The organism is Colwellia psychrerythraea 34H (genome assembly GCF_000012325.1).
GTDB classification, from domain to species: Bacteria; Pseudomonadota; Gammaproteobacteria; order Enterobacterales; family Alteromonadaceae; genus Colwellia; species Colwellia psychrerythraea_A.
The window spans coordinates 4,834,513-4,861,215 of sequence record NC_003910.7 but is presented as its reverse complement, the minus strand read 5'-3'; the positions used below and the strand labels follow the sequence as shown (position 1 = coordinate 4,861,215).

Here is a 26,703-nt window from a genome sequence, read left to right as displayed (position 1 = left end):
TAATTGATATTACTACATTGAACTATTATTGATAGCCATAATTTAGACTGATATTCCAATACGTGGCATTGCGCCTTCGCTGATGTCTATCTGAGGCTTACAGAATAAAATACGTGATGAATCAATTTTACCTTGTTCAATTAAATGATCTTTAAAGGCATGTTCACGTTGCTCGCCAATGTCGAGTAGTTGTTTAATATCAGCTTTGTCTTCTACAGAAACTCCGGCTTTTAGGCCTATATCAGCTGGGGTGCTGATAGCACAAATCGTGACACGGGTATCTTCTTTGTCTTGCATCAAGGCAATGAAGTCAGTTAAGTAGGCGTTTTGGTGGTCATCGGGCTCAACTTGCTTTACTTGGTATTCTAAATCATCAAAGCGTAACTTTAAGGCAAATTCACCCGCCGTTATCGCAATAGAGACTATATTGGCATACGGGACAAAAGTGGTCATTAAATAATCTTGTGTTGCAGACAAAATGGCTTTTTTGGTAATTAAGGTAACAATACTACTCAAACCAAAATTTGGATCTGAGATAGAGCCACTTAATGGGACATCAAGTTCTACATTACCATCACCATCTTTTAGCATGCCCATTGCCATGTTTAAAGGTAATGCACCTTGATCAATTAGATTACCCGCTTCTTCACTATCAACTAAGCTTGTTTCTAGCGCTTGTAGCAGCACAATTATATTTCCCTCAACTTCATCACCAGCAAGGCTTAGATCTAAAGCGGTATTGAGCTGGCCTGTTTTCACTTCAATACCGGTTGACGCTTTTAGATACGACGAAATAGCAGGCAATGAAAATTCTTTGAAATCCCCTTCAATATGATAAGTGGCAAGTTTTGAAAAAGGTTGTAAATAACCCGTCAAATTGAAGTTAGCGTACTTATTACTACGACCCACGAGGGTATAAGGGGTTTGCTGTTGTTTTTTCTCTTTTCTATTGCTTAAAGCTCCGACATCTAAGGTGTCTAGAAATAAAGTTCGTTGATAGATTGGATCAACACTAAAGTCAGTAAAAGCAAAAGAATTTTCATTAATAAAACGAAGTTCTTTGAAGCTGAAAACAAAACCATCATGCTTCGCTTCTGCTTCTTGTAATTTGATTTCTGATTCAATAGCAGCGACTTCCTCAGTAACATTCGATTGGGTAGCGCTTTGTTCACTTGCTTTATCATCCAAAAGAATCAAGTTAGCAATATCTTTGTTTTCCTTAATAATAATCTCACCAACTAAGGTATCAAAAATAATACTATTGATATCAACACTTTTTTCGTGGATATGTATGTTATTTACCGTTAATTGTTTCAATTGCAAAACCGGCGGTAGTTTCACAATTGCAGCAGCAGCGATATCAAGACCATCTTCATCAGAAAGTTTATTAATTCTATCAATTGCTTTTTGGGCTACAGCATCAGCTAGAGCTGCTTTTTTAGAGAACAGTAAGTCATCCATTACTATATCGGTAATATCAATACTGGGCTCATCATCCAACACAAAATTGATGTCATCTAGACTAAGTTGTTTAAAGGCGGTAATGGTCGCTTTGCTTTCATTTTGGCTAAGAATGGCATCAGTCAGCTTTATATTACTATTACCTGCTAGATGAGTAATTTTGTTGTCTTGTAAGTGAACAGCAACATCAGAAAAATTATGTTGTAAGGTTTGAAGAGTAAAATTCTGTTCAGCTAAACCTAACAATAAATCTTGCAACGTTAAGCTGGCTTTTTGTACTTTTAAATTAATACCTTGTTCAGCAAGGGTTACTGTTTGTTGACTAGTAAATGAAAGAGAGCCTTTTAATTCAGTAAGTTGTTCAACATATGGTGCTAATTTTTCAATAGGATAATTATTGATAAGTAAGTTACTGTGGATATCACCTTTACCTGATACTAATTGCGTATTCGCTGTAAGAGACAAATGAGTTTCATCAACTAAAGCGGTCAAGGCTAAATGACCTTCTTGCTTTGTCTCTGTTGCTTTTATTTGACTTAATGCGAGTTGTTTAATCTCTATGTGGTGAGTTTTATTCTGCAGTTTTTGACTATCTATTTCTATTTCAATAGCAAATTGGCTTAAGAGAAAATCAGGTAACACTAGCTGATAAGGAAGGCTTGTGGCTGGCTCGTTAATTTGCGCCTTAGTAAGCTCTTCACCTTCCGTTGAAGGAGGAATTGTTATGCCGGCAATGATCAGGTGGTCATCATGCTGAATGACTTTTAATGTACCTCGGGTAAGTGAAAATTCACTCAATGCAATTTTATCAAACGCTAATTGCCATAAAGCGACTTGTAACGTTAATTCTTCTAAGGAAAATACAGTGTATTGCTGCTTGCTTTTTGTACTTGATAAGTCTATATCACTAAGGGTGATACGCATTAAAAAGGGATTAAATCGAATACTTGAGTCATCAGATAACTGTAATTGGTGCTCAGCTAAAATTGGGTTGATAAAGTGTTTTGCGACCGGTGACGAAATAAGCCAAATACATAAAAATATGCCCAAGTATAAAGCTAACAATATTTTAAAAAATTTATGAGTAAAAAAAGATAGCAGGGTTGCCATAATAAAGGACGTTCCTTGTTAGTTTTAATAGTTAATGTGGGGTAAATAGGTACTTGAAGGCTGAAAATAAAGCGGAATATAATTTACACCATTTTGTAGAAAGCTTACAATTGTAAATTAAAGGTTAACTTCAACGTTAACTATTATTTAACATGGCTTAGGATATCATTTTCATGGAAATCAATATAGAAAAAATCGAACATTATATGCAAATGCTTGGTGAGATGGGTCTGCAATTCGGCGTACAATTTTTATTAGCCATTGTTGTTTATTTCGTCGGTAATTTTATTATCAAAAGAGTGCTTAGCCTAGTAGGTAAAGGACTAGAAAAGAAAAAGGTTGAGATTACCTTACATCAGTTTTTATTAAGTATTTTAAGTACGTTATTAAAAGCGATTCAAATTATAATTCTTGCTTCTATGCTTGGCATTCAAACCGCGTCGTTTATTGCTATTTTAGGTGCTGCTGGTTTAGCAATTGGTTTAGCGTTGCAAGGTAGTTTAGCTAACTTTGCTGGTGGCGTTTTAATCTTATTATTCCGTCCGTTTAAAAATGGCGATGCCATTAAAGCGCAAGGTTATGTTGGTAGCGTTGAAGAAATTCAAATTTTTAATACCATCCTAAAAACATTTGATAACCAACGTATTATTATTCCAAATGGTTTGTTATCTAATGGTTGTGTGACCAATATTAATGTTAACGGTACCCGTCGTGTAGATATGGTATTTGGTATTGGTTATGACGATGATATCGCTAAAGCAAAAGCACTTTTACGTACAATAATTGAAGCCGATGAACGTGTACTTAAAGACCAAGCCGTAGATATTTGGGTTGGTGAACACGGTGAAAGTTCAGTAAATTTATTTGTTCGTCCTTGGGCGAATGCAGAAGATTACTGGGGCATTTATTTCGATATGATGGAAAAAGTGAAAATTGAATTCGATAAAGCTGGTATCAGCATTCCATTTCCACAACGCGATGTGCATATGCATCAAAAGTAGTTAATTGCAGTGTTATAGCAATTAATTTAATTGGTATTCTTTAAAAACCTATTTCAGTTTTACTGAAATAGGTTTTTTCGTTTTGGTAGCATACTTACTTACAATTTCTCTGATTTAAATCAAGAAATAACTTTTTAATCTAATAAATAATACAAATGCTATTGATTCTTGTTTGTTTTGTGGTTTAATGTCGGAAAATAAATATAAGACACATTAAATAACATAACTTTCTGGATAAATAACATGAACAAAACATTAATTGCCTCAGTTATTGCGACATTGCTTACAAGTAATGCTGCTATCGCTAGCGAAGAAACGGTTGAGTTACGTAAAGTCATTACTCAACAACAAGAAGTGCTTAAGTCACTAGAACAACGTTTAAATGAAACAGAAAAAAAACTTGAAGCAACGGCTGATCAAGTTGAAGTGGTTACTGAAAGTACTGGCGGTATGTTTGCTAACACTACAATTGGTGGTTATGGTGAGTTACATTACAATAACTATGAAGATCAAGATGCGAAGATAGATTTTCACCGTTTTGTATTGTTTTTCGGGCATGAGTTTTCTGATAGCATACGTTTTTTCTCTGAATTTGAACTAGAGCATTCTATTGCTGGTGAAGGAAAGTCAGGAGAAGTTGAACTTGAACAAGCCTATGTTGAAGTTGATATTAATGAAGCGACAAGCTCTAAAGTTGGTTTGTTCTTAATTCCTGTCGGCATTATCAATGAAACGCATGAGCCACCAACATTCTATGGTGTTGAACGTAACGGTGTTGAGAAGAACATTATTCCTGCTACTTGGTGGGAAGCTGGTTTATCATTTAATTATAAGCCAGTAGGTGGTGTAAGTCTTGATGGTGCAGTGACTAGTGGTTTAGAAGTTGGTGATGACTTTAAAATTCGTAACGGTCGTCAAAAAGTGGCTAAAGCAACGGCAGAAAACCTTGCTTATACTGGTCGTGTTAAATACACAGCCATTACTGGTTTAGAGCTAGCAGCAACGGTACAGTATCAAACAGATATTACTCAAGGTGGCAATAATTTTGACGCCCCTATTGATACTGCAGATGCAACATTACTTGAAGCGCATGCTGTTTATCAAGTTAATGATTTCACCGTTCGTGCTTTATACGCGCGCTGGGACATCAATGGTGATGAAGCCAAAGCGTTAGGTCGTGATGAGCAAACAGGTTGGTATCTTGAACCTTCTTACAGAATAAGTGAAAAAGTAGGCGTTTTCGCTCGTTATGCAGAATATGACAACAACGCAGGTAATAGCGATTCAACCACTGTTGAATCAACAAATGTTGGTGTTAGTTATTTCTTACATGAAGACGTAGTGTTAAAAGCGGATTATGAGGACTTAGGTGGTTCTATAGACTCAAAGGGCTTCAACCTAGGTTTTGGCTATCAGTTTTAGTACAAATAAATAAACTGTTAAGCTAAGTGGTTCAATGCTGTCTTGTACAGTGTTGAGCTTTTTAATTTATTAAAAGTTAAGAGTAAACTTGTGAAAAAGTTTTTATTTTTAGTACTTTTATACTGCTTTTTAGCGATGAATGTTATGGCTAAAGGGGTATATCAAACATCTGAGGAGTTCCTTAAAGGGATTTTTCATGAGCAAGTACCTGCGGTGCAAGTCTTGTGGTTAAGTGCGGAAGATAAAAAAACTATTGCAGAAATTCTTAGTCATAAATACAGTCGTATGCGGGTGCGTTACTGGCAAGAAGCTAATGATAACGTCTGGATTCTAAATGAGGTGGGTAAAGAAAAACCAATCACCATTGCCGTTCACATTCATAAAGATGCAATTAAACAGCTCAAAGTGCTTACTTTTAGAGAAACCCGAGGTGATGAAGTTCGTCATGACTTTTATAGTGAACAATTTGCGCAGGCAACACTGACAAAAGATAAAACGCTCAGTCAGCATATTGATGGCATTACGGGCGCAACCTTATCGGTAAGAGCAACCACAAAAGTCGCCAGACTTGCTCTGTGGTTAAATAGTAAAGTCACTCTTTAAAACAGAGACTAGCTAAAATGAACATGCTCAGGCAAAATAACGACTTATTTTTTACTCTCTAGCTTTCGAAGCTTATAAGCCTTTATTTAGTTGCCGTATATTTATGAAAAAAACTGTTAAACCATTCTCTCAACAGCTAAATCGCACTTTTAGAAAGTGGCATCGAAAACTGGGCGTTTTTGCTGCATTTTTTATTGTTTTTTTATCTGTTACGGGAGTCGCTCTTAACCATACCGATGGTTTATCCTTGGCGCACCAACCAATTAAAAGTACTCTGCTACTTGATTATTATGGTATTTCTATTCCTCAAGATGTTCGTTTTTATCAACAACAAACTATTCAGGTAGTTAATAACAGTGTCTGGCTTGAGGGTCATTTGTTATTTGAAAGTGATGCTAAAATTGTTAGTGTTGGTCAGTTATTTTTGAAACATAATAAGCAAAAAGTGTTTGTTGTAGCTACTCGGCAAAGTATTTTACTATACAACCTTGAAGGTGAGTTAGTTGACATGCTTGGTACCGAATCAGGCGTACCTGAAATGATAAAAGCAATGAGTATTAATAACGGCCAGGTGATAGTTGATAGTGCTGAAGGTTATTATCAAACTGACAGCGACTTTTTCGATTGGCAAGTTATTCAACCACTTATTGCACCAAAATGGCTGCAATCTGAGCAGGCTTCTGGCGATGTAGTACATCAGGCCGAACTGGCTTATCGTGCTCAATTTCTAACACTCGAGCGCATTATTATTGATAGCCATAGTGGCCGTATTCTAGGTGATATAGGCGTGTTCTTTATGGATTTTATAGCTTTATTATTGATTGTTTTATCAATAAGCGGACTTTATATCTGGGTGAAATACACTAAAAACACCCGAAAATAACATACTCCGAAAACAGCAATAATGTTTGACAATATTTTCTTTAGCTCAATTACCGCCTGTTAATCGGCATATTTATCATTGGGCTAGTGCTTGCGATATTTCATGTTCATACTGTTGCTGCTTTTTACCATTAAAACCAGTGTGGGCACTAATGAGTTTGCCTTGGCGATCAAATAAGTAACTGCTAGGCATACCTTTTAGTTTAAATTTTTGCGCTAACTTTCCTTTTGCATCATAAATAATGGCAAAGTTAGCTGGGGTCTGTTTCAAAAACTTCGTTGATAATGTTTCCTCCGCATCCAGATTAATACTCAGCACTACAAAACCTTGCTCTTGATGTTTTGCTTGCATGGCATTCATCCATGGAAAAGATTTACGACAAGGAACACACCAAGAAGCCCAAAAATCAACATAAACAATTTTACCTTTGTGTTGCGCCATCGCTTGTTCAAATTCTTTTACTGGACCACTTGCGTGTGTACTTTTGCAAGTAAGCAATAATGCCATGGTTATTATTAATAGGTTTACTAAGGTTTTTAGTGAGTTGACCATATTACTTCCTACATTTTTTAAACATAAGTTAACTATACTTAGTTTTAGCTGTGGTGCACAATATATTAAGAGAGATCAAATTCAATTTATATTTGTCAGAGTCTAGTCATATGAAAATAGAATTAAAATTATTATTAATTGTTCTTACTTGTTACGCTTTACCCAGCCAAGCGTGGTGGTTTTTTTCGGTGAATTCAGCAAGCACTTCCGTTGATGTTAATCCTGGAAATGAGCAGGCTCATAATGAATGGTTAAAAAAACGCTTTAGTAAGCAGCATCAACAATTAATCCCTATTGTTGCGGTTGCCGATATGTTTATCATTTGTAATCAGGATAGGAAGTTCGATAAAGTCGACTATAAGTTAAGCTACTTAATCACTGAAATGGATAAAAATACCTTGGCAGAAAAGCTTGCAAGCTGTTTAGGTGAAGACAGTATGAAATCAGATGTGGCATTAAACTTTGGCTTATTTGGTTGCTTTCAAGCACAACTTGCTCATTTACCGAAAGCAGAGCGAGATCAAAAGATGATATTAGTTAAACAAGCGGTATCTTCCCTTTCACACAGTGAGCGCAAGAAAAGTTTCACTCAATGTGTAACAGAGCAAAGTATTCACTATTTAAAATAATGTAAGCTAAGCTAAGCTAAGAATTACATAAATTGTAACAAATACTTAGAGTCTTTTACTTTTGCCAGTTTCTTATTGTAAGCAATATCACTTATAGTAACGGGTATATATTTACAATAAAAACAAACCGAGCAAGGTGAAACAACATATGACTCAAGAAACACCTAAAATTTTAGTAGTAGATGATGATATGCGTTTACGCTCATTATTAGAGCGTTATTTAGTTGAACAAGGTTTTACGGTTCGAAGTGCGGCTAATTCAGAACAAATGGATCGTCTGCTTGAACGTGAAAACTTTCATTTGTTAGTACTTGATTTAATGTTACCCGGCGAAGATGGTTTATCAATTTGTCGTCGCTTACGTCAGAATTCCAATAACATTCCGATTGTGATGTTAACAGCGAAAGGTGATGAAGTTGACCGTATTATTGGCCTAGAGCTAGGTGCAGATGATTATATGCCCAAGCCTTTCAACCCTAGAGAGTTACTTGCCCGTATTAAAGCCGTATTACGTCGTCGTACTCAAGAAGCTCCGGGAGCACCTGCACTAGAAGAAAATGTTATTAGTTTTGGTGGCTACCATTTAAATTTAGCTACTCGTGAAATGCAAAAAGACGATATTAGTATGCCGTTAACCAGTGGCGAATTTGCTGTACTTAAGGCATTAGTTACCCATCCGAGAGAGCCATTATCACGTGATAAATTGATGAACCTTGCACGTGGTAGAGATTACTCAGCATTGGAGCGTAGTATAGATGTGCAAGTATCTCGCTTACGTCGAATGCTTGAAGAGGATCCTGCTAAGCCAAGATACTTACAAACGGTTTGGGGCTTAGGTTATGTCTTTGTGCCTGATGGTAGCCCAGCTTAGTTTATTCTTTCAAGTTAAGTCCTTTATATGAAAATATTGCCACGCAGTGCGTTTGGACAAACGGTTTTATTGATAGGTTTTTTACTTTTTATCAATCAAATCGTTTCCTACATTTCTTTTGCGCTCTATGTTATTGAGCCAAACCAGCAACAAATGAATCAATTGTTGGCTAAACAGGTACGTGTAGTTTTCATTGATATCAATGATGCCAAGTTAAGCCCGAAAATGGCAAAGGCCTTTCATAATGAAACGGGCATTGGTGTTTATCGTGAAGAAGATGCCTACAAGTTTGGTTTAGCCAATGCAGGGTTATATCCTTATCGATCTGAACAAATGTCCGCATTGCTTGGTGGGCCAGCTGAAGTAAGAATTTCGCAAGGTGATGAGTACCTTTTTTGGATACGAGCACCTCAGGCACCGCATCTTTGGGTAAAAATTCCTCTGATAGGTATGGAGAAAGGGAGCTTTTCGCCGTTAATATTCTTTATGGTTGTTATCGGTTTATTAAGTGTTATGGGCGGTTGGGTTTTTGTACGACAGCTCAATCGACCGTTAAAGTCACTAGAAATAGCGGCAGAAGATGTTGGTCGAGGTGATTTTCCTGACCCGCTTATTGAGCGCGGTACCTCAGAAGTTATGGCGGTAACTCAAGCCTTTAATCATATGTCTAAAGGCATTAAGCAGCTCGAAGAAGATCGTAACTTATTAATGGCGGGTATTTCTCATGACTTACGTACGCCTTTGACCCGAATTCGTTTAGCGAGTGAAATGATGAATGAGTCAGATGACTTTCTTAAAGAAGGTATTGAAACCGATATTGATGATATGAATAATATCATCGACCAATTTATTGATTACATTCGTCATGACTCAAAAGATAAAGCAGAGCTCGGTGATTTAAACCTTTTAGTTGATGAAGTGCTGAACGTTGAAACACCCATTGATAGAGTGATAACGTTTCATCCGGGTGAATGCGCTAAAATTCCTTTACGTCACGTTGCGGTTAGACGAGCACTGGCAAATTTAGTGCAAAATGCCATTCGTTATACCACGGATGAAATTGAAGTTTTCACTGGTGTAGAAAAAGACTACGCCTTCTTCATTGTCAGTGATAATGGTGCAGGTATTCCTGATGCTGATATTGAACGATTATTTCAACCTTTTACTCAAGGGGATACGGCTAGAGGGACAGAAGGCAGCGGTCTAGGTTTAGCTATTATAAAGCGTATCGTTGATACTCATGGTGGTAAAGTTAAGCTCTCTAACAAGCCCTCTGGTGGCTTACAGGCAAAAGTTTATCTTCCTCTAGTGTTTAAATAACACATAGAAGTTTCAAATTTTAGGTAATAAAAAAGCCAGATGTTAATAATTTAACATCTGGCTTTATTGTCTGTTGAATAAGGCTATTTCAGTAATAGCCTTTCACTCATTGTTTTATAACTGAGGACCAGCAGCAACAAGCGCTTTACCGTTATCAGTATCTGTAAACTTATCAAAGTTATTAACAAAACGTTTCGCTAAGTCTACCGCTTTATCATTCCAAACACTTGGATCTTCATAAGTATTACGAGGATCAAGGATATCTCCCTCAACGCCAGCAATTACTTTAGGTACTTCTAAGTTGAAAAACGGTACGGTTTCAGTTTCAGCATTGTCAATTGAACCATCTAAGATTGCATCAATAATAGCACGCGTTGCTTTGATAGAAATTCGTTTGCCAGTACCATTCCAGCCAGTGTTTACAAGGTAAGCTTCAGCGCCAGCATCATCCATACGCTTATGTAAAACTTCAGCATATTGCGTAGGGTGTAAGCTTAAGAACGCTGCTCCAAAACAACTTGAGAAAGTTGGTGTTGGTTCAGTAATACCACGTTCAGTACCTGCTAATTTAGCGGTAAAACCTGAAAGAAAGTAATATTCTGTTTGTTCTGGTGTTAATTTAGCTACGGGTGGTAAAACACCAAAAGCATCAGCCGTTAAGAAGATAACTTTTTTAGCATGACCAGCACGTGAAACAGGCTTAACAATGTTATCAATATGATGAATTGGGTAAGAAACACGTGTGTTTTCTGTTTTTGAATTATCATCAAAATCGATTTTACCATTTGCATCAACCGTAACGTTTTCTAGTAAAGCGTCACGACGAATGGCATTGTAAATATCAGGTTCGTTTTCTTTGCTTAGGTTGATTGTTTTAGCGTAACAGCCACCTTCAAAGTTAAATACTCCATTGTCATCCCAACCGTGTTCATCATCACCGATAAGTTGACGTTTAGGATCGGTAGAAAGTGTTGTTTTACCTGTGCCAGACAAACCGAAGAAGATAGCAGTGTCACCATCTTCACCAACGTTTGCACTACAATGCATTGAAGCAATGCCTTGTAATGGAAGGTAGTAGTTCATCATTGAGAACATACCTTTTTTCATCTCGCCGCCGTACCAAGTACCGCCAATCAATTGAATTTTTTCAGTTAAGTTGAAAGCAACAAAGTTCTCTGAGTTTAAACCTTGCTCTTCCCATTTATCATTAACTGTTTTCGCACCATTCATTACCACGAAATCGGGTTCGTAATTTTCAAGTTCTGCATCGGTAGGACGAATGAACATGTTTTTAACGAAATGTGCTTGCCAAGCTACTTGTGTAATGAAACGTACTTTTAAACGTGTTGCTTCATCAGCACCACAAAAAGTATCAACAACAAATAAACGTTGGCCAGAAAGTTGTGTAGTTACTAAGCCTTTTAAGTGATCCCATGTTTCAGGAGTCATAGCCTTATTATCATTTTTACCTTGATCAGACCACCATACTGTATCGCGAGTTACATCATCGCGAACAATATACTTATCTTTAGGAGAGCGACCGGTAAATATCCCCGTGTCTACATTAACTGCACCAAGCTCAGTTACTATGCCTTTATCAAAGCCCTCAAGGCCAGCTTTAGTTTCTTCACTAAAAAGTAACTCATACGATGGGTTATAAACAACTTCGTTAACATCGTCGATGCCGTATTGTGACAAATCAATTGAGTTTTTCGGGGCGGTCATAGCAAATTCACTCCTAAGTATGACAAATTTTAATTTAAGTAAGTCGATTAATGAAGCCAGTCATGAAAGTTTTCATGCTGTCATTATTGGGGGTATTTTAGGGTAATAGCGAACAAAACGAAAGTAAAAAATAGTTTATTGTGAAAGTTTTCACTATAAATAGCATGAATGGTTACCATGAAAGTTACGTTTATTTCGAATTTTAATTCGTAATGTTAAGTAATTAGAGGGCTGTGGCGACGTGTTGGTTAGCTATTAATTATCACTATATGGAATAAGTGATAATTAATAACGAAGCTTTTGATTGGTTTTAGCGTCAAAAAGAGTGGTTTTTTTAATGATTAACTTTCGAAATGAAACTTTTTAAGCTCAGTTCGTCAAAATCATAAGTAGTGATACAGTAATCACAGGTCATCGAAATTTTTCCATGCTCTGCTAATATCGCTTTAATTTCACTTGGTTCAATTTGCGATATTGCCGATAAACATTTATCAGCAGAACAGCCACACAGATAGCTAACCATTTGTGGCTCAAATATATTGACTTGCTCTTGGTGATATAAACGATAAAGTAATGCTTCAGCTTCTAATGAAAAGACTTCTTCACTTTTAATGGTATTAGTGAGCTGACATAAATGTTCAAAGTCACTTTGCTGTTGTTCTTTGTTTTCAGTACTTCCGTCGCCATCAGGTAATAATTGCACTAAAGCACCGGCGGCTAATTGCTGCTCAGTATCACAAAACAACCAAATTTTAGTAGGTATTTGCTCTGAAACATCAAAATAATGCGCTAAACAATCGGCAAGGCTCTCTTCATCTAAAGCAACAACACCCTGATAGGCTTCGCCAGCATTAGGGCGAATAGTGATAATCATAGTGCCTTTACCAATTAACGTTTGCAGAGTATCAGCTGACGTTTCTTCTGCCATTTTGGCAATGCCACGCATTTGTTGCTTGTTGTTGCCGCTAACCGACATATAACCAACAGGGCCATCACCTTGCAATTGCACGGTAATATCACCTTCAAACTTGAGGGTCGCGGTTAATAGGCAAGTCGCACAAAGTAGCTCACCAAGTAGTTTTTCTACACCGACAGGATAATTATGGTTTTTAATAATACTTTCAAAGCTACTACTTAATTGTACGAGTTCACCACGGGCATGGGCATCGGTAAATAAGTAGCGATTTAATACATTGAATTGGCTCATGGCAGTTAGATCCTTTCTTTAAATTCACGTAGTTTCCTACGTTGTTTTTTATCTGGCTTAGTAACACTAGCAGGGCTAAGGAGAATACCTTGCTTACGTGCTAGGGCATTTTTCTCACGGGTTTCAATACTTTGTTTACTTTCTTGATATAAGGTTTGAGCAAAAGTAGCGTCACTGCGTTTGTCAGCTAATGCAATAACGGTGACTTCTTTTTCTTCAAATCCTTGTCTGATTTTTATTATATCACCGATTGATACGGCTTTTCCCGACTTAGTACGTTGACCATTATAAAAAATTTTTCCGCCATCAATCATCTGTTTAGCAATAGCGCGGGTTCGATAGAATCTTGCAGCCCAAAGCCATTTATCTAAACGAATTGGCTTTTTTTGAGGATCTTGACTTGTTGACATAATAAACCTGAAAGCTGGAACTTATATGAAATATATTGGTCTGAAAATTAACATTACAACCTTATATATCCAAGCTACTTGAAGATGCAGGTTTCAGCTGGAATTAGAAATGTCTTTAGGCAAGGTATTTATTGAAGAGAATAGTTATTTTATTGTCGAAATAAATAACGTAACATAAAACGTTTCTAAACCAGCCTTGTTGGGGCGTCTGAGCATACTTTGCTCAAGCGTCCTGAAGCACACATCTTCAAGTGGCTTGGGTATATTTATCTAGCTTTGACGACTTAATTACTATCTAGTTACGATTTAATTTGCTCAAAAAGCTTAAAATCTCAGGCTACGGCTTGTTGCTTACCTTGCGGTCAAGTATCATTCGTGTTTACTTAACATAAATCTAACATATGGCGGCGGCTATAAATGACTAGATTATTTCAAAATAACAATAATATAAGTAGCTATGGCATTTCCCACTAACATGACAGCGTTTGCATCATTATTCACCCAGCTAGGTCATCGACGAGTTGCGCAATCAGTGATGGTATTATTAGTCGTTTATATTGCTTATGTATGCGCAAACATCACTTGGTCACTTGTATCACAAACACAATCGAGTCAAAACACTTCTGTGAATGGCAACACAAAAAGCGTCAATTCTAATAAAGTAAAGAAGGCAATTGATGTTGCTAAAATTCAATCGCTTAATCTGTTCGGTCAATATAATGAGAATAGTGATCAAGCAACTGAAATCGAAATGGCGAATGTGCCAGAAACCCAATTAAATTTAACACTGACTGGTCTGGTCGCAAGTGATGAAAAATCTATTGCTGCAGCGATCATTGAAAACCAAGGTAAGCAAGATACCTATGGTATTGGCGATATCATCATTGGTACACGCGCTAATCTTGAACAAGTATTAATAGATCGAGTGATAATTAAGCACTCAGGTCGGCTAGAAACTTTGATGCTTGATGGTTTTGATTATGGTCAGCCAGCAAGAGAGTTTGCTAACAAAGCAACCTCAAGAAAAACTCGGTCCACAGTGGGACCTAAATCTTCAGATTTGGGTGTTGTTGATCAAAGAGACAATAAAGCATTAACCGCAACAGCGACAAACCTACGATCTGAATTTTCTAAAGATCCGACAAAAATAGGCGACTATTTACGAATCTCACCGAAACGTAAAGACGGAAATATAATAGGTTACACCCTTCGACCAGGTAAAAAACCTGAGTTTTTCAAACTTGCCGGCTTAAAAACTGGTGATGTCGCCGTTCAGATGAATGGTTTTGATTTAATTGCTCCGACACAGGCAATGCAAGCGATGGCAGAAATGAAAAAAGCACGTGATATTTCATTACTGGTTGATCGCCAAGGTAGTTTGACTGAAATACTTATTAGTTTAGATTAAGTTGCTAAGCTAACCGAATTAATAATCGTAACAATTACGCTATATAATTATCGATTAATGATTTTCTAATAAAGATTATCTAATAAAATAATAAAGCAGAGATATCCCAAATGATGAAAAAGTTTTTACTCATTCTAACGACAGCGATAACCATCAATTGCTTATGTTTGGTTGGTCAAGCAAGTGCCGCTCAGTATTCTCCTAATTTTAAGGGCACTGAAATTACCGAATTTGTAAATATCGTTGGTAAAAACCTGAAAAAAACCATGATAGTAGATCCCAATGTCCGCGGAAAAATCAATGTCCGTAGTTATGATTTGTTATCGGAAAAACAATACTATCAATTCTTTCTCAATGTGCTTGAAGTGTATGGTTATGCTGCCGTTGAAATGGACAATAATATTGTCAAAATTATTCGTAATAAAGACGCGAAAACAGCGGCTATTCCTGTAGTAGGTAATAAAAGTAATATCATCGGTGATGAGATGGTTACCCGTGTTGTTGAAGTGAAGAATGTTACGGTACGTGAATTAGTGCCACTGTTACGACAATTGTCAGACCAAGCGGGTGGCGGCAATGTCGTAAACTACGACCCTGCTAACGTGATCATGTTAACGGGTACCGCTTCAACAGTTAATCGACTAGTAAAAATTATTGAACGTGTTGATAGAGCGGGTGATCAAGATGTTGAAATTATCAAACTTAAGTATGCTTCAGCGGGTGAAATGGTACGTATCATCGAAGCGATGAATAAACCTTCTGGTGGTAAAGCAGGTCAACCTACTTTTTTAATTCCTAAAATTGTTGCCGATGATCGGTCTAATAGCGTGATTGTTAGCGGTGAAGTGAAAGCCCGTGAACGAGTAGCACGCTTGGTTAAACGTTTAGATAGTGAATTAGAAAGTAACGGTAATACTCGGGTGTATTACCTTAAATATTCAAAAGCTGAAGATTTAGTTAAAGTGCTGCAAGGTGTTAGTGACTCAATTGCTTCAGAAACAACGACAGCGAAAACAAAAACACGTTCTAGTAAAAAACGTGACGTAAGTATTGAAGCGCATGAATCAACTAATGCCTTAGTAATTACCGCACAACCCGATATGTTACGTTCATTAGAGGCTGTAATTCGTCAATTAGATGTGCGTCGCGCACAGGTATTAGTTGAAGCGATTATCGTTGAAGTGTTTGAAAGTGACGGCGTTAGTTTAGGTGTTCAGTGGTATAACGAAGCAGGTGGTTTTACGCAGTTTACTAATGGCCCTGCGAGCATTTCTTCGGTTGCTGCAGGAGTTCAAGCAGCGGAAGGAGAACCTGCGACTAAAGTAACTACTATTGACGCAAATGGTAACCCTGTAATATCAGAAAATCCTTCTACTGACGGTGATTATAGCATTCTTGCTCAAGTACTCGGTAATGTTAGCGGTATGATGTTTGGTATTGCTAAAAATGACTGGGGCGCGATTGTGAGTGCGGTAAGTAGTGATACTAATTCGAATATTTTAGCTACGCCGAGCATTACCACCTTAGATAATGAAGAGGCTTACTTTATTGTTGGTCAAGAAGTGCCAATTATTACCGGTTCAGCAACGGGTAGTAATAACGCCAACCCTTTCCAGACAGTAGACCGTCAAGAAGTGGGCATTAAACTACGTGTTACCCCGCAAGTGAATGAAGGCAATGCGGTGCAACTGATTATTGAACAAGAAGTGTCTTCAGTCAGCGGTACCACAGGTGTAGATATCTCAATTAATAAAAGAGAGATTAAAACCACTGTAATGGCTGATAGTGGCGATACCGTGATACTCGGAGGTTTGATAGATGAAGACGTGCAAGAAAGTGTGCAGAAGGTGCCAATTCTTGGTGATATTCCAATTATTGGTCACTTGTTTAAATCAACTAGCAACAGCACACGTAAGCGTAATTTAATGGTGTTTTTACGCGCTACAATTGTTCGTGATTCAGCGTTAATGACAGAGATTAGTGAATCAAAATATAACTACATTCGTGCTGATCAAATTCGTAAACATGAGGAAGGTTTATCGTTAATGAGTAACGAAAACATGCCAATCTTACCGCAGTGGCAAGATAACCTAACCTTACCACCGTCATTTAATGAGTATCAGCAGAAGCTTGAGGACAAAGGTACAGAGTTACCTAAACCTCCTGTAACAACAGAAGGCGTTGCTGCGGAAGAGAAGCAATAATGTCTGATGAAGTTGAAGTCACTGCGCTTGATGAGGCAGAACAAGCACAAGTGAACAGTACTTGGTTATTGCCGTTTGCCTTTGCTAAGCGCCACAGTGTACTCATCTCAACCGATGAACAAACTGGTGGTTATATTTTGCACTGTTTGGCTGATGTTAACTTTGATATTGTTTTAGAAGTTCGTCGCATACTCAAAGCGTCTTTTGAATTTGATTTTTTACAACTGCCCGCTTTCGAATTATTGCTAACGCAAGCTTATCAAAGAGACTCTTCTGAAGCACAGCAAATGATGGAAGATATTGGCAATGAAGTTGATTTATATTCACTTGCCGATGAACTCATTGAAAGTGAAGATTTACTTGAAAATGAAGACGATGCGCCAATTATCAAACTGATCAATGCCATGCTCAGCGAAGCAATAAAAGAAAGAGCGTCAGATATCCATATCGAAACTTTTGAAAATACCTTACAGATACGTTTTCGTGTTGATGGTGTTTTGCGAGAAGTGCTTAAACCCAATCGTAAATTGGCGTCGTTACTGGTTTCACGCATTAAAGTGATGGCAAAGCTCGACATAGCCGAAAAACGTATTCCACAAGATGGCCGCATTTCGTTGCGTATAGGGGGACGTGCTGTTGATGTGCGCGTTTCAACTATGCCAACAGGTCATGGTGAGCGAGTGGTATTACGTTTATTAGATAAAAATGCGGCCCGTTTAGATTTGAAACACTTAGGTATGACTGACACTAACCGAGTCAATTTTTCAGCACTTATCGAAAAGCCTCATGGCATTATCTTAGTAACAGGTCCAACAGGCTCAGGTAAAAGTACCACGCTTTATGCTGGATTGACCCAGATAGATGAGAAAGAGCGTAATATTTTAACCTGCGAAGATCCTATTGAGTATGCTATTGAAGGTATAGGACAAACTCAAGTAAATACCAAAGTGGACATGACATTTGCTCGCGGTTTACGTGCCATTTTACGTCAGGATCCTGATGTGGTGATGGTAGGTGAAATTCGAGATTTAGAAACCGCGCAAATTGCGGTACAGGCAAGTTTGACTGGTCACTTGGTATTATCTACTTTGCATACTAATACTGCGGCTGGTGCTATAACCCGCATGGAAGATATGGGCGTAGAACCTTTCCTACTGTCATCGAGTTTATTGGGCGTATTGGCTCAACGTCTTGTACGTACCCTCTGCCCACATTGTCGTGCAAGTCATCTGCCTGATGACGAAGAAAGGCAATTATTAGCATTGCCAGATGATAATGATTCAGTGATTTATCGTGCTGTTGGTTGTGCGGAATGCAGTTTTAAAGGCTATCGAGGTCGAGTGGGTATTCATGAATTGTTACCTGTGGATGAAAAAGTACGCGAACTTATTCATAATGGTCAAGGTGAGCAGGCTATTGAAAAATATGTACGATATTCCAGTGCCAGTATTCGTCGGGATGGCTTTGATAAAGTTATGCTTGGACAAACCACTTTAGAGGAGGTCTTACGGGTTACTCGTGAAGATTAAAAGTAATTATTCATCATGAACCCAATAGACTCAATATAAGCAACTAATATAAAAAATTATGGCAGCATTTGAATACCAAGCGGTAGATAGTCGCGGTAAAACTAAAAAAGGCGTTATCGAAGGTGATACTGCTAGGCAAGTGCGCGGTTTATTGCGCGAGCAAGGCTTAATGCCAACCGCTGTTACTGCAACATTAGCGAGTCATAAAAAATCGAATGATAAAAAAAGTTTGTCGGCAGGCTTTAGCCAAAGTGGTGGCGGTAAAGTCTCTGCTGCAGAGTTAGCGCTTATCACTCGTCAATTGGCAACCTTAATTGAATCAGGATTGCCATTAGAAGAGTCGTTAATGGCGGTTGCAGAGCAATGTGAAAAGAACCGTATTAAAAGTATGATCATGGGTGTTCGCACCAAAGTGACTGAAGGCTACGGGTTATCTGAAAGCATGGCAGAATATCCTAAAGCGTTTAATCGTTTGTATCGGTCTATGGTTGCCGCAGGCGAAAAGTCAGGTCATCTTGATAAAGTACTTAATCGCTTGGCTGATTATACTGAGAAACGTCAAGAGATGCGCTCACAACTCATCCAGGCACTTGTTTACCCTATTATAATGACGGTTGTCGCTGTTGGCGTAATTGCTATTTTGTTAACGGCCGTAGTACCCAAAATTGTCGGTCAGTTTGAACACATGGGTGAAAATTTACCTGGCACTACGCAATTTTTGATTGCCAGCAGTGATTTTCTTCGGGATTATGGCCTAGTACTGGTAATACTATTTGCAGCAGTAGTATTGTTGTTTTCACAGTTATTAAAAAAGCCTAATTTTGAAATGGCATTTCATCAGTATTTATTGCAGATTCCTGGTATTGGTAAAGTAGCACGAGGAATTAACACTGCTCGCTTTGCCCGTACATTAAGTATTTTGACAGCAAGTGCAGTTCCCTTGTTAGAAAGTATGAAAATATCAGGTGAAGTACTTGATAACTTATATATTAAAAAACAAGTGAAAGCATCGACCGACAAAGTACGTGAGGGCTCGAGTTTACGTGTGTCATTGGAGCAAACTAAGTTGTTTCCACCTATGATGTTGCACATGATAGCAAGTGGCGAAAAAAGTGGCCAATTAGAGCATATGTTAGGTCGCGCTGCAGATAACCAAGATAGAGAGTTTGATGCTTTAGTGAGTATTACATTGAAGGCATTTGAACCAGCATTGATGGTTTGCATGGCAGGCGTTGTACTTTTTATTGTGATGGCCATTTTAGAACCCATTCTGCAACTTAATAGCCTAGTGGGCGGCTAAACGTTATTTAACCCTTTTACCTTAGTTACATCAATTTATCAGACGTTAGGAAAGCAATATGAACATGAAAAAAGTACAAGGTTTCACCTTACTCGAAGTGATGGTGGTCATTGTTATTTTAGGTATTTTAGCCAGTATGGTTGTGCCTAATTTAATGGGTAGCCAAGAGCGCGCTAATATGCAAAAAGCCATTTCAGATGTCACCGCATTAGAAACGTCTTTGAGTTTATATAAAATGGATAATTACGATTACCCTTCGACAGAGCAAGGTTTGGAAGCGTTAGTTGACCAAACGGATATTGAACCAGAGCCACGTCGTTTTCCTGAAGATGGTTACATCAAACGTTTACCAAAAGATCCTTGGGGCAATGAGTATGTTTTATTGAATCCAGGCGAGCAGGGTAAAATGGATGTCTTTTCAGTAGGTCCAGATGGTGAAGCCGGAACCGAAGATGATATAGGTAATTGGAATCTAGGCGATTTCCAGTAAGTAATAGCTGATCTTATTGCTGTAAATCTAAATTTAGGCGTCAAAGGTACTCATTGACTAACGTCAACTCCGTGCAATTTCCTTTAAATTTACGCTTACAGCTTCAAGTTCAACCATTACTGATCATCCTATGAGAAATTTATCGGAATTGGCAATAAGACAACGCGGCTTCACCTTAATTGAGGTGATGGTGGTGGTAGTGCTGATTGGCCTAATGGCCAGCTTGGTACAATTTAACTTTTCCGGCAATAACCCTGAAGATAAATTAAAGCATGAGAGTGCTCGTTTTGCCGCTATTTTTGAAGTGGCTGCTGAGTATGGCATGCTCAATAATATTGAATTAGGTTTAATAGTTAAAAAAGATAGTTATCAGTTTGTTGGTTATGATGGTACAAAATGGGCCGAAATCCCCGAGCAAGATTGGCAAGCTAATGTCACCGTACCTGAAGAAATAGAGCTCAGCATAGAGCTGGATGACTTACCTATTGAAGAGCCTATGCTTTTTGATGCCGATACTTTTAAAGAAAAAGATGAAGACGACTTCACCTTGCTTTCGAAGGAAGAGCGAGAAGAGAAAATAATCCCGCAAGTGTATATTCTCTCTGGCGGAGATCTTAGTCCTTTTAGTGTAACTTTTCGTTTAACTGAAGAGCTGGCCTATATCGAAGGTGCTGAAGATTTAGCTTATCGCGTCACAGGACTGTATAACGTGCCTTTAACTATTGAGGGGCCCGTGCTTGATGATGATTAACTCAACTAAGCAACATGGATTTACCCTGATTGAAGTTATGTTGGCAATGGCTGTTTTCGCTATTGCTGGTGTTGCACTGCTCGGTGTTGCCGATAATAATTATCGTCATATTAGTCATCTAGAAGAGCAAATGTTTGCTAATTGGGTCGCATCGAACCAACTTGTTGAAGTGAGTTTAGATAAAACTTGGCCGCCAAAAAATAACCGCAAAGGCAAAGTTGAGATGGCGGGTAGAACCTGGTATTGGCAGCAGAAGGTTATTAAAACAGCGAATAAAGAGCTGCGTGCCGTGAATATGCAGGTTCGACTAAATGAGGATGATGAGTTAGTAAGTGCTAGCTTATTGACTTACCTTGCTCAGGATAAACCCTGATGAAACATGGTATTTACCAGACTAATGCCATAGATAAACCTGCACAGCAAGGTTTTACCTTGCTAGAGGTATTGATTGCAATTGCTATCTTTTCAGTGGTGAGTTTGGCGAGTTTTACCATTTTTGATACCGTTTTACGTGGTGATGAAAATTCAAAAGTTCGTAGTGAAAGACAGAATGAATTACAACGTGCATTTTTATTAATGGAACGTGATTTTACCCAAATAGCAAAACGTACAATCCGTATTAATGGCGAAGCGCCAAATAGTGCTTTTTTACAAACCTCAGATGATAGTTTTTTAGCCGATGAACAAGCTATTGCTTTTGTACGAAATGGTTGGACTAACCCCGGATTACTGCTGCCGCGAAGTGATATGCAAAGCGTAGCCTATCGCTTGGTTGATGAAACGCTAGAGCGCTTACATTATAATTTTGTTGATGCCGTTGTTGGACAAGAGCCAAGAATAAGGCCATTAATAACGCAAGTCACTAGTTTATCCTTTGAATTTTATGATGGCAGCAAGTGGCAAAAACAATGGTCAGGAAAAAAACTACCGCAAGCGATTGCTATTGAAATTGAAACTCGGGATTATGGCTTAATTCGTCGTCAGTTTTTAGTGGCGGGTGACCTTGCTACTGATGATAAGAGTAAGACTTAGCTGATGGTTATTAAACAGGTATCAACTAGTTACAATAAAAGTGGTCAACGAGGTGTTGCTTTAATTACCGTGATGCTTATCGTTGCTCTGGCATCTATTATTGCAGCGCAAATGACCGCCCGCTTGCAAACACAAATGCAACGAAGCACCAATATCAGTTTTAACCAGCAAGCCTATTGGTATGCATTGGGCGCAGAAGCGTTTACTAAGAGAGTATTAATTAAAGCATTTAAAGATGAGCCAGATGTCACTCATCTGGAGCAAATCTGGGCTGAAGAAGGGAGTAACTACCCTGTCTATTTTGGTGAGATCAGTGGTGAAATCAGTGATTTGCAAAGTTGTTTGAATTTAAATGCATTACATCCTGAAGCAAAAACAAAAGCTGAGGCTAAAAGTGGAACGGGCAGTTCTTCAAACTCACCAGCAGCTAAAAATAAGACGAAAAGTGCAACAGCTTCATCAACTGGATCGAGAAGTAATTCAGCCAGCAATAAACAATTACCAGCAGCTACTGTTTTAGAAGCGCTTATCGTCAATTTAAACATCGAAGGCATTGGCAATTTTGAAGCGGAAGCTATGGTTAATGCATTAACTGATTGGCTAGACAGTAATGACATAATAACGGGTTCAGGTGGCGCAGAGGATAATGATTATGCTTCACGAGAGTTTCCTTATCTTGCCGCTAATAGTTATTTAGCTAGTGTTAATGAGTTAAGGTTAATTGAGCATTTTACCCCTGCCGTTATTTTAGCATTGACACCTTATGTATGCGTACTGCCACAAAATCCTCAACATTTAATAAACATCAATACACTTGATGCGGAAAAACCTGAATTATTACAGGCTTTGCTTGGTTCAAGTTTAGAGGATGCGCAAGAAGTGCTAAGTGCACGCGATAGCTCAGGTTATGGAGATGTTGCAGATTTTTTGAAGCTAAAAGAACTAACAAAGGTTAGATTGGAAAAATGGCAAACAGCGTCGTTCGTTATTGATAGTGAATATTTTAAATTAAAAGCTAGCGCACGCTTTAATAATAGCTATTTTTCGATGAGTTCAATGATGAAAGTTAATGATACACAACAAATTCAAGTAATTAGTCGTACTATAGGACGTAACTAGTGACAGAAACATTATTTATCCGTCTAGGAAGTCAAGCACACGATACCGTTCATTGGTTAGTCGTGGCTGAAACTAGCAGCAATACGCAGGAAATTATAGCGAGTGGTGAGCTAAAAGGTGCTCAGCAACTCAGTGAGCTTACTAGCAAAGCTGATAAGCGGCAGGTGAAAATATTGGTGCCTGGCTGTGATGTACTGTTAAAGTCGTTAAAAGTTCCAGCAAAATCTTCCAGAGCAATACGCTTAGCAACGCCCTATATGTTAGAAGATAGCTTGGCAGAAGACGTTGAACAGCTATTTTTTGCTTATGCAGATTTGGCTAGTGATGAGCAGGGAAATAATTGTTTTACTGCAATAGTTGCTCATAGCCAGATGCAACAATGGTTATCATGGTTGGCGGATGCGGACATTGAAACTGATACGATTTTGCCTGATGTATTGGCTATGCCAATTGTTGCTGAGGGTTGGAGTGCAATTGCACTTGGCGATGCTAATCAAGAGCAAGTGATTGTTCGTCAAAAACTTTGGCAGGGTTTTAATGTAGACGCCAATGCATGGCAATTACAATGTCAAACTTCAGCTAAGCAATCCGAGAATGCAGAGGGTAATGAGCAGTCTCATAGTATTCTTATCGAGGCATATTCACCATTAGCTCATAGTGAACAATGTAATGTCAGTACAATGCCTGAAGAATTAGCTTTAGCGCTTATGGCGACGAATTATGACAGTAAATTAAGTCACTTTAACTTACTGCAAGGCCAATACAAGGTTAAAGAAAACCGTAGTCATACCGGGCGACAGTGGTTATGGGTGGCAGGCGTTGCTATGTTTGCTATCTTGCTTAGTTTAGGTCATAAAAGTGCGCAACTATGGCAACTAAATGCAGAGCAAGAAAATATTCAACAAAATATTGTTGCCAGTTATAAAAAAGCCTTTCCAAAAACAAAACGGGTTCGGATTTCAACAATAAAATCTCAATTGAATAGAGAGCTAGCCTTACTCGGCGGCGTTGGTGATAGGCAAGGGTTTTTAGCTATGCTTGCTAAATTACAACCTGCCTTTGCTAAAGTGCCCGCATTAAAACCAGAGTCATTAAAGTTTGATGGTAAGCGACAAGAATTGCGTATTCAAGCAACAGCAAAAGATTATCAGGCTTTTGAACAATTCAGTGTTGCGTTAGCAACAACCAATTTGATTGTTAAACAAGGCTCGCAAAGCAATCAAGGTGATCAAGTAACGGGTTCTTTTAGCATTACTAATAAAGGGAGCACTAAAGGAGCGACGAAAAGATCAAATAATAAAAAAGGCTCAGCCAAGCAACGAAGTAATGCCAGTAATAAGGAAGCATCATAATGAAAGAATGGTGGCAACAACTAAACAGTAGAGAGCAGCGTCTTGTTGCAGTGATGGCACTGGTTTTTATTATATTTATTTTTTATAGCGCTATATGGCAACCAATAAATAATAGTTTAACTGAGGCTAACAATAAGTTGGCAAAGCAGCAGGAGTTATTAACTTGGGTAGAGGAAAATACCGCCTTGTATCATCAAGCTAAGCGTTCAGGTGGTAAATCAAAGCTTAGTGGTAGCATTTCAAGTGTTGCAAATCGAAGTGCTAAAACTTATAAATTAACCATTACACGCATGCAGCCACAAGGAGATGACTTACAGGTATGGATAGATAGCACACCTTTTACCCAATTGTTGTTTTGGCTGGAGCACTTAGCTAATAATGAAGGTTTGCAAGTGAAAGCCATTGATTTAACTCGAGGTGATAGTGCAGGTGAAGTTAAAGTAAGACGCTTGCACTTAACAAAAACATAATAGCTAATAGCAACAACTTAGCTTAGCTAATACCAGCTAAAGCAAAAACTGAGAGTTTTCATGAAGAAGTGGTTTGCCTTTACGGCAATTTTTTTAAGTAGCTACATCGCATTTTTAGTCGCAAATACTCCGCTATCATTGGTAATTAATAATGTTCAATTGCCTAAGGATATAGTATTGCAAGGTGTTTCAGGGTCCATTTGGCAAGGCGAAATTTCACGAGTAACGATAGATAATAATGCTATTGAAAAAGTAAAAACAACGGTGAGTTTTTGGTCATTGTTCGGTCTTTCTCCAAGTATTCAAGTTTCTTTTGGAGATGCCATGTTATCAGGACCTGAAGGGAAACTTAATCTAACTGTTTCTTCTGAGCAACTTACGTTAACTGAGGTAGAGCTCTATATATCAGCGAATGATATTGCACAGCAGTTGCCATTACCTATTCCACTGAGTGCTCAAGGAAATGTTGAGTTATTTTTATCAGAGATAGTTATTGTCACAGGTAATCAATTGTCATGTTCAAAAGCGGAAGGTGATGTTTTATGGTCACGTGCTGGTGTGGTTGCTTTAGAGCAAAATATTAAACTAGGTAAGTTTTCAGCTGAGATAAGTTGTGCTGAAGGTGATTTGTTAGCAAAGGTATCTCCTAAGAACAACTTAGGTTTGAGTTTTGATGGCGGCTTAACCTTAACAACTCAAAAAATATCAGGGAAAGGGTATTTGAAACCCGGAGCTAAGTTTCCTTCGCAACTGAGATCAGCATTGTCTTTTCTTGGCCGACCAGATAACCAAGGACGCTATTTGTTAAGGTTTTAATTTTTGCCTTTGTCTGCAAATTGTTTATAACAATATAGAGAGCGTTACTAACGGTTTATTCATTGTCAACGCTGCTTAATGGTGGCCAGTCATTGGCATCTAACCTACCTTGTTCTATCATGCCGCCCAGTCCTTGTAATCCACCAGTGTGCAATAAAACAATGCGTTCTTGCGGCTGAAAATAGCCTTGCGTTATTAAATCAAGTAAAGCTAATACCATTTTACCTGAATATACCGGTTCAAAGCATACGCCGGTTTGCTGGTTGAATGTTATTATTCGTTTGACATCATCCTCACTAAACTTGCCATAACCACCACGATGAAAGTTGGTTAATAACTTCCAGTTCTCATGGTTCTTAGCTTCTTCAGTAAGCAAGCGCTTAATGTCATCAACTAAATATTCCGCTTGTTTTAATACAGCAATACCCAAAATTTTATGTTGTTTCTGATTGGCGACACTATCTCCCGAAATTAAACCTGCTAACGTACCTCCGCTACCTACTGGGGTGATTAAGGTATCGAAATCTACTTGGCTATTCAATTCAGTCAACACCTCGGCAACGCCTGGTATAGCAAGTGAATTACTGCCACCTTCAGGAATAACAAAGTAATTAGGATATAGTGTTTTTAGTTCATCAATAAAGTTTGTCTCAAAACGGCGACGATAGGTCTTTCTGTCGACAAAGTGACATTGCATGCCCCAGTGCCGCGCCCAACTCAATGTAAAGTTATTCGCATAGTTAGCTTCCCCTCTAATAACACCGATGCAGGGGATGTTATGCTGTTTACATGCGTAAGCAAAAGCATGAATATGGTTTGAGTAACTACCACCAAAAGTTAATGCTCCTTGGTAATCATTAGTTTTAAGTTGCTCTAGGTTGTGCTTTAGTTTGCGCCATTTATTGCCTGATATGATGTTATGCAGTAAATCATCACGCTTGACGCGAACATCTAGGTTGTATTTATCAAAGAGAGGGTGTTCTAATTTTTGTATTTTGGACAATGGCTTATGCATAATTATTTATTGAAAGATTAATT

General features: G+C 38.2%; 25 protein-coding genes. 19 read left to right on the top strand and 6 right to left on the bottom strand.

The window, feature by feature from the left end:
• Positions 1–42: 42 nt before the first annotated feature.
• The gene (locus CPS_RS20660; protein WP_011045332.1) at positions 43–2,571 is read right to left on the bottom strand and encodes a DUF748 domain-containing protein; all 2,529 of its coding nucleotides are present in this window, start codon (positions 2,569–2,571) and stop codon (positions 43–45) included.
• Between the two features lie 173 nt (positions 2,572–2,744).
• On the opposite strand from CPS_RS20660, the gene CPS_RS20655 reads away from it, so the two are divergent.
• The 4 genes from CPS_RS20655 (at position 2,745) to CPS_RS20640 (ending at position 6,480) form a co-directional block, all read left to right on the top strand.
• Positions 2,745–3,572 carry a mechanosensitive ion channel family protein gene (locus CPS_RS20655; protein ID WP_011045331.1) on the top strand — a complete coding sequence of 276 codons (828 nt, stop codon included), beginning with the start codon at positions 2,745–2,747 and terminating at the stop codon, positions 3,570–3,572.
• A 243-nt stretch (positions 3,573–3,815) separates the two neighbouring features.
• Positions 3,816–4,994, top strand: a complete 1,179-nt coding sequence (locus CPS_RS20650) for a porin (protein ID WP_011045330.1) — start codon at positions 3,816–3,818, stop codon at positions 4,992–4,994.
• A gap of 90 nt (positions 4,995–5,084) precedes the next feature.
• Positions 5,085–5,597, top strand: a complete 513-nt coding sequence (locus CPS_RS20645) for an FMN-binding protein (protein WP_011045329.1) — start codon at positions 5,085–5,087, stop codon at positions 5,595–5,597.
• 103 nt (positions 5,598–5,700) lie between these two features.
• The gene (locus tag CPS_RS20640) at positions 5,701–6,480 is read left to right on the top strand and encodes a PepSY domain-containing protein (protein ID WP_011045328.1); all 780 of its coding nucleotides are present in this window, start codon (positions 5,701–5,703) and stop codon (positions 6,478–6,480) included.
• A 75-nt stretch (positions 6,481–6,555) separates the two neighbouring features.
• Here the strand turns inward: CPS_RS20640 and CPS_RS20635 are convergent, their stop codons facing one another.
• Positions 6,556–7,032 (bottom strand): TlpA disulfide reductase family protein, encoded by a 477-nt coding sequence (locus CPS_RS20635; protein WP_011045327.1) that lies wholly within the window; start codon positions 7,030–7,032, stop codon positions 6,556–6,558.
• Between the two features lie 110 nt (positions 7,033–7,142).
• Here CPS_RS20635 and CPS_RS20630 point away from each other — a divergent pair, with 110 nt between their 5' ends.
• The 3 genes from CPS_RS20630 (at position 7,143) to envZ (ending at position 9,852) form a co-directional block, all read left to right on the top strand.
• Entirely contained in the window at positions 7,143–7,661 is a 519-nt protein-coding gene (locus CPS_RS20630) for a hypothetical protein (RefSeq protein WP_011045326.1), read from the top strand.
• A 148-nt stretch (positions 7,662–7,809) separates the two neighbouring features.
• Positions 7,810–8,532 (top strand): osmolarity response regulator transcription factor OmpR, encoded by a 723-nt coding sequence (ompR, locus tag CPS_RS20625; RefSeq protein WP_011045325.1) that lies wholly within the window; start codon positions 7,810–7,812, stop codon positions 8,530–8,532.
• A gap of 27 nt (positions 8,533–8,559) precedes the next feature.
• On the top strand, positions 8,560–9,852 hold the full coding sequence (gene envZ, locus CPS_RS20620; protein ID WP_011045324.1) for a two-component system sensor histidine kinase EnvZ: 1,293 nt from the start codon (positions 8,560–8,562) through the stop codon (positions 9,850–9,852).
• A 114-nt stretch (positions 9,853–9,966) separates the two neighbouring features.
• Here envZ and pckA read toward each other — a convergent pair whose 3' ends face one another.
• From pckA to CPS_RS20605, 3 genes are all read right to left on the bottom strand, one after another.
• Positions 9,967–11,577: a phosphoenolpyruvate carboxykinase (ATP) gene (gene pckA, locus CPS_RS20615; RefSeq protein WP_011045323.1), complete on the bottom strand. Its 1,611-nt coding sequence runs from the start codon at positions 11,575–11,577 to the stop codon at positions 9,967–9,969.
• 334 nt (positions 11,578–11,911) lie between these two features.
• Complete coding sequence (hslO, locus tag CPS_RS20610) at positions 11,912–12,784, bottom strand: Hsp33 family molecular chaperone HslO (protein ID WP_011045322.1); 873 nt, start codon at positions 12,782–12,784, stop codon at positions 11,912–11,914.
• 5 nt (positions 12,785–12,789) lie between these two features.
• Positions 12,790–13,194, bottom strand: coding sequence for a S4 domain-containing protein (locus CPS_RS20605; protein ID WP_011045321.1), 405 nt, complete (start codon positions 13,192–13,194; stop codon positions 12,790–12,792).
• 475 nt (positions 13,195–13,669) lie between these two features.
• Between CPS_RS20605 and gspC the strand changes: the two genes are divergently transcribed.
• The 12 genes from gspC to CPS_RS20545 all read left to right on the top strand — a co-directional run bounded on the left by gspC (position 13,670) and on the right by CPS_RS20545 (position 25,665).
• Complete coding sequence (gene gspC / locus CPS_RS20600) at positions 13,670–14,602, top strand: type II secretion system protein GspC (protein WP_138140325.1); 933 nt, start codon at positions 13,670–13,672, stop codon at positions 14,600–14,602.
• Positions 14,603–14,712: 110 nt separating this feature from the next.
• Entirely contained in the window at positions 14,713–16,806 is a 2,094-nt protein-coding gene (gene gspD, locus CPS_RS20595) for a type II secretion system secretin GspD (RefSeq protein WP_011045319.1), read from the top strand.
• Entirely contained in the window at positions 16,806–18,335 is a 1,530-nt protein-coding gene (gspE, locus tag CPS_RS20590) for a type II secretion system ATPase GspE (protein ID WP_011045318.1), read from the top strand. Before gspD ends, gspE begins: the two co-directional genes overlap by 1 nt.
• Before the next feature lie 58 nt (positions 18,336–18,393).
• On the top strand, positions 18,394–19,635 hold the full coding sequence (gene gspF / locus CPS_RS20585) for a type II secretion system inner membrane protein GspF (RefSeq protein WP_011045317.1): 1,242 nt from the start codon (positions 18,394–18,396) through the stop codon (positions 19,633–19,635).
• A gap of 58 nt (positions 19,636–19,693) precedes the next feature.
• A complete protein-coding gene (gene gspG, locus CPS_RS20580) occupies positions 19,694–20,125 on the top strand; it encodes a type II secretion system major pseudopilin GspG (protein WP_011045316.1) in 432 nt (143 codons plus the stop codon).
• A gap of 130 nt (positions 20,126–20,255) precedes the next feature.
• Entirely contained in the window at positions 20,256–20,876 is a 621-nt protein-coding gene (gene gspH, locus CPS_RS20575; RefSeq protein WP_011045315.1) for a type II secretion system minor pseudopilin GspH, read from the top strand.
• Positions 20,866–21,249: a type II secretion system minor pseudopilin GspI gene (gene gspI, locus CPS_RS20570; protein WP_011045314.1), complete on the top strand. Its 384-nt coding sequence runs from the start codon at positions 20,866–20,868 to the stop codon at positions 21,247–21,249. The genes gspH and gspI overlap by 11 nt, the downstream gene beginning before the upstream one ends.
• Positions 21,249–21,908 carry a type II secretion system minor pseudopilin GspJ gene (gene gspJ, locus CPS_RS20565; protein WP_011045313.1) on the top strand — a complete coding sequence of 220 codons (660 nt, stop codon included), beginning with the start codon at positions 21,249–21,251 and terminating at the stop codon, positions 21,906–21,908. The genes gspI and gspJ overlap by 1 nt, the downstream gene beginning before the upstream one ends.
• 3 nt (positions 21,909–21,911) lie before the next feature.
• Complete coding sequence (gspK, locus tag CPS_RS20560) at positions 21,912–23,027, top strand: type II secretion system minor pseudopilin GspK (protein WP_011045312.1); 1,116 nt, start codon at positions 21,912–21,914, stop codon at positions 23,025–23,027.
• On the top strand, positions 23,027–24,379 hold the full coding sequence (gene gspL, locus CPS_RS20555; protein WP_011045311.1) for a type II secretion system protein GspL: 1,353 nt from the start codon (positions 23,027–23,029) through the stop codon (positions 24,377–24,379). Before gspK ends, gspL begins: the two co-directional genes overlap by 1 nt.
• On the top strand, positions 24,379–24,849 hold the full coding sequence (gene gspM / locus CPS_RS20550) for a type II secretion system protein GspM (protein ID WP_011045310.1): 471 nt from the start codon (positions 24,379–24,381) through the stop codon (positions 24,847–24,849). The genes gspL and gspM overlap by 1 nt, the downstream gene beginning before the upstream one ends.
• 60 nt (positions 24,850–24,909) lie before the next feature.
• Positions 24,910–25,665, top strand: a complete 756-nt coding sequence (locus tag CPS_RS20545; RefSeq protein ID WP_011045309.1) for a type II secretion system protein N — start codon at positions 24,910–24,912, stop codon at positions 25,663–25,665.
• 55 nt (positions 25,666–25,720) lie between these two features.
• Here the strand turns inward: CPS_RS20545 and CPS_RS20540 are convergent, their stop codons facing one another.
• A complete protein-coding gene (locus tag CPS_RS20540; protein ID WP_238383565.1) occupies positions 25,721–26,668 on the bottom strand; it encodes a 1-aminocyclopropane-1-carboxylate deaminase/D-cysteine desulfhydrase in 948 nt (315 codons plus the stop codon).
• Positions 26,669–26,703: the final 35 nt, after the last annotated feature.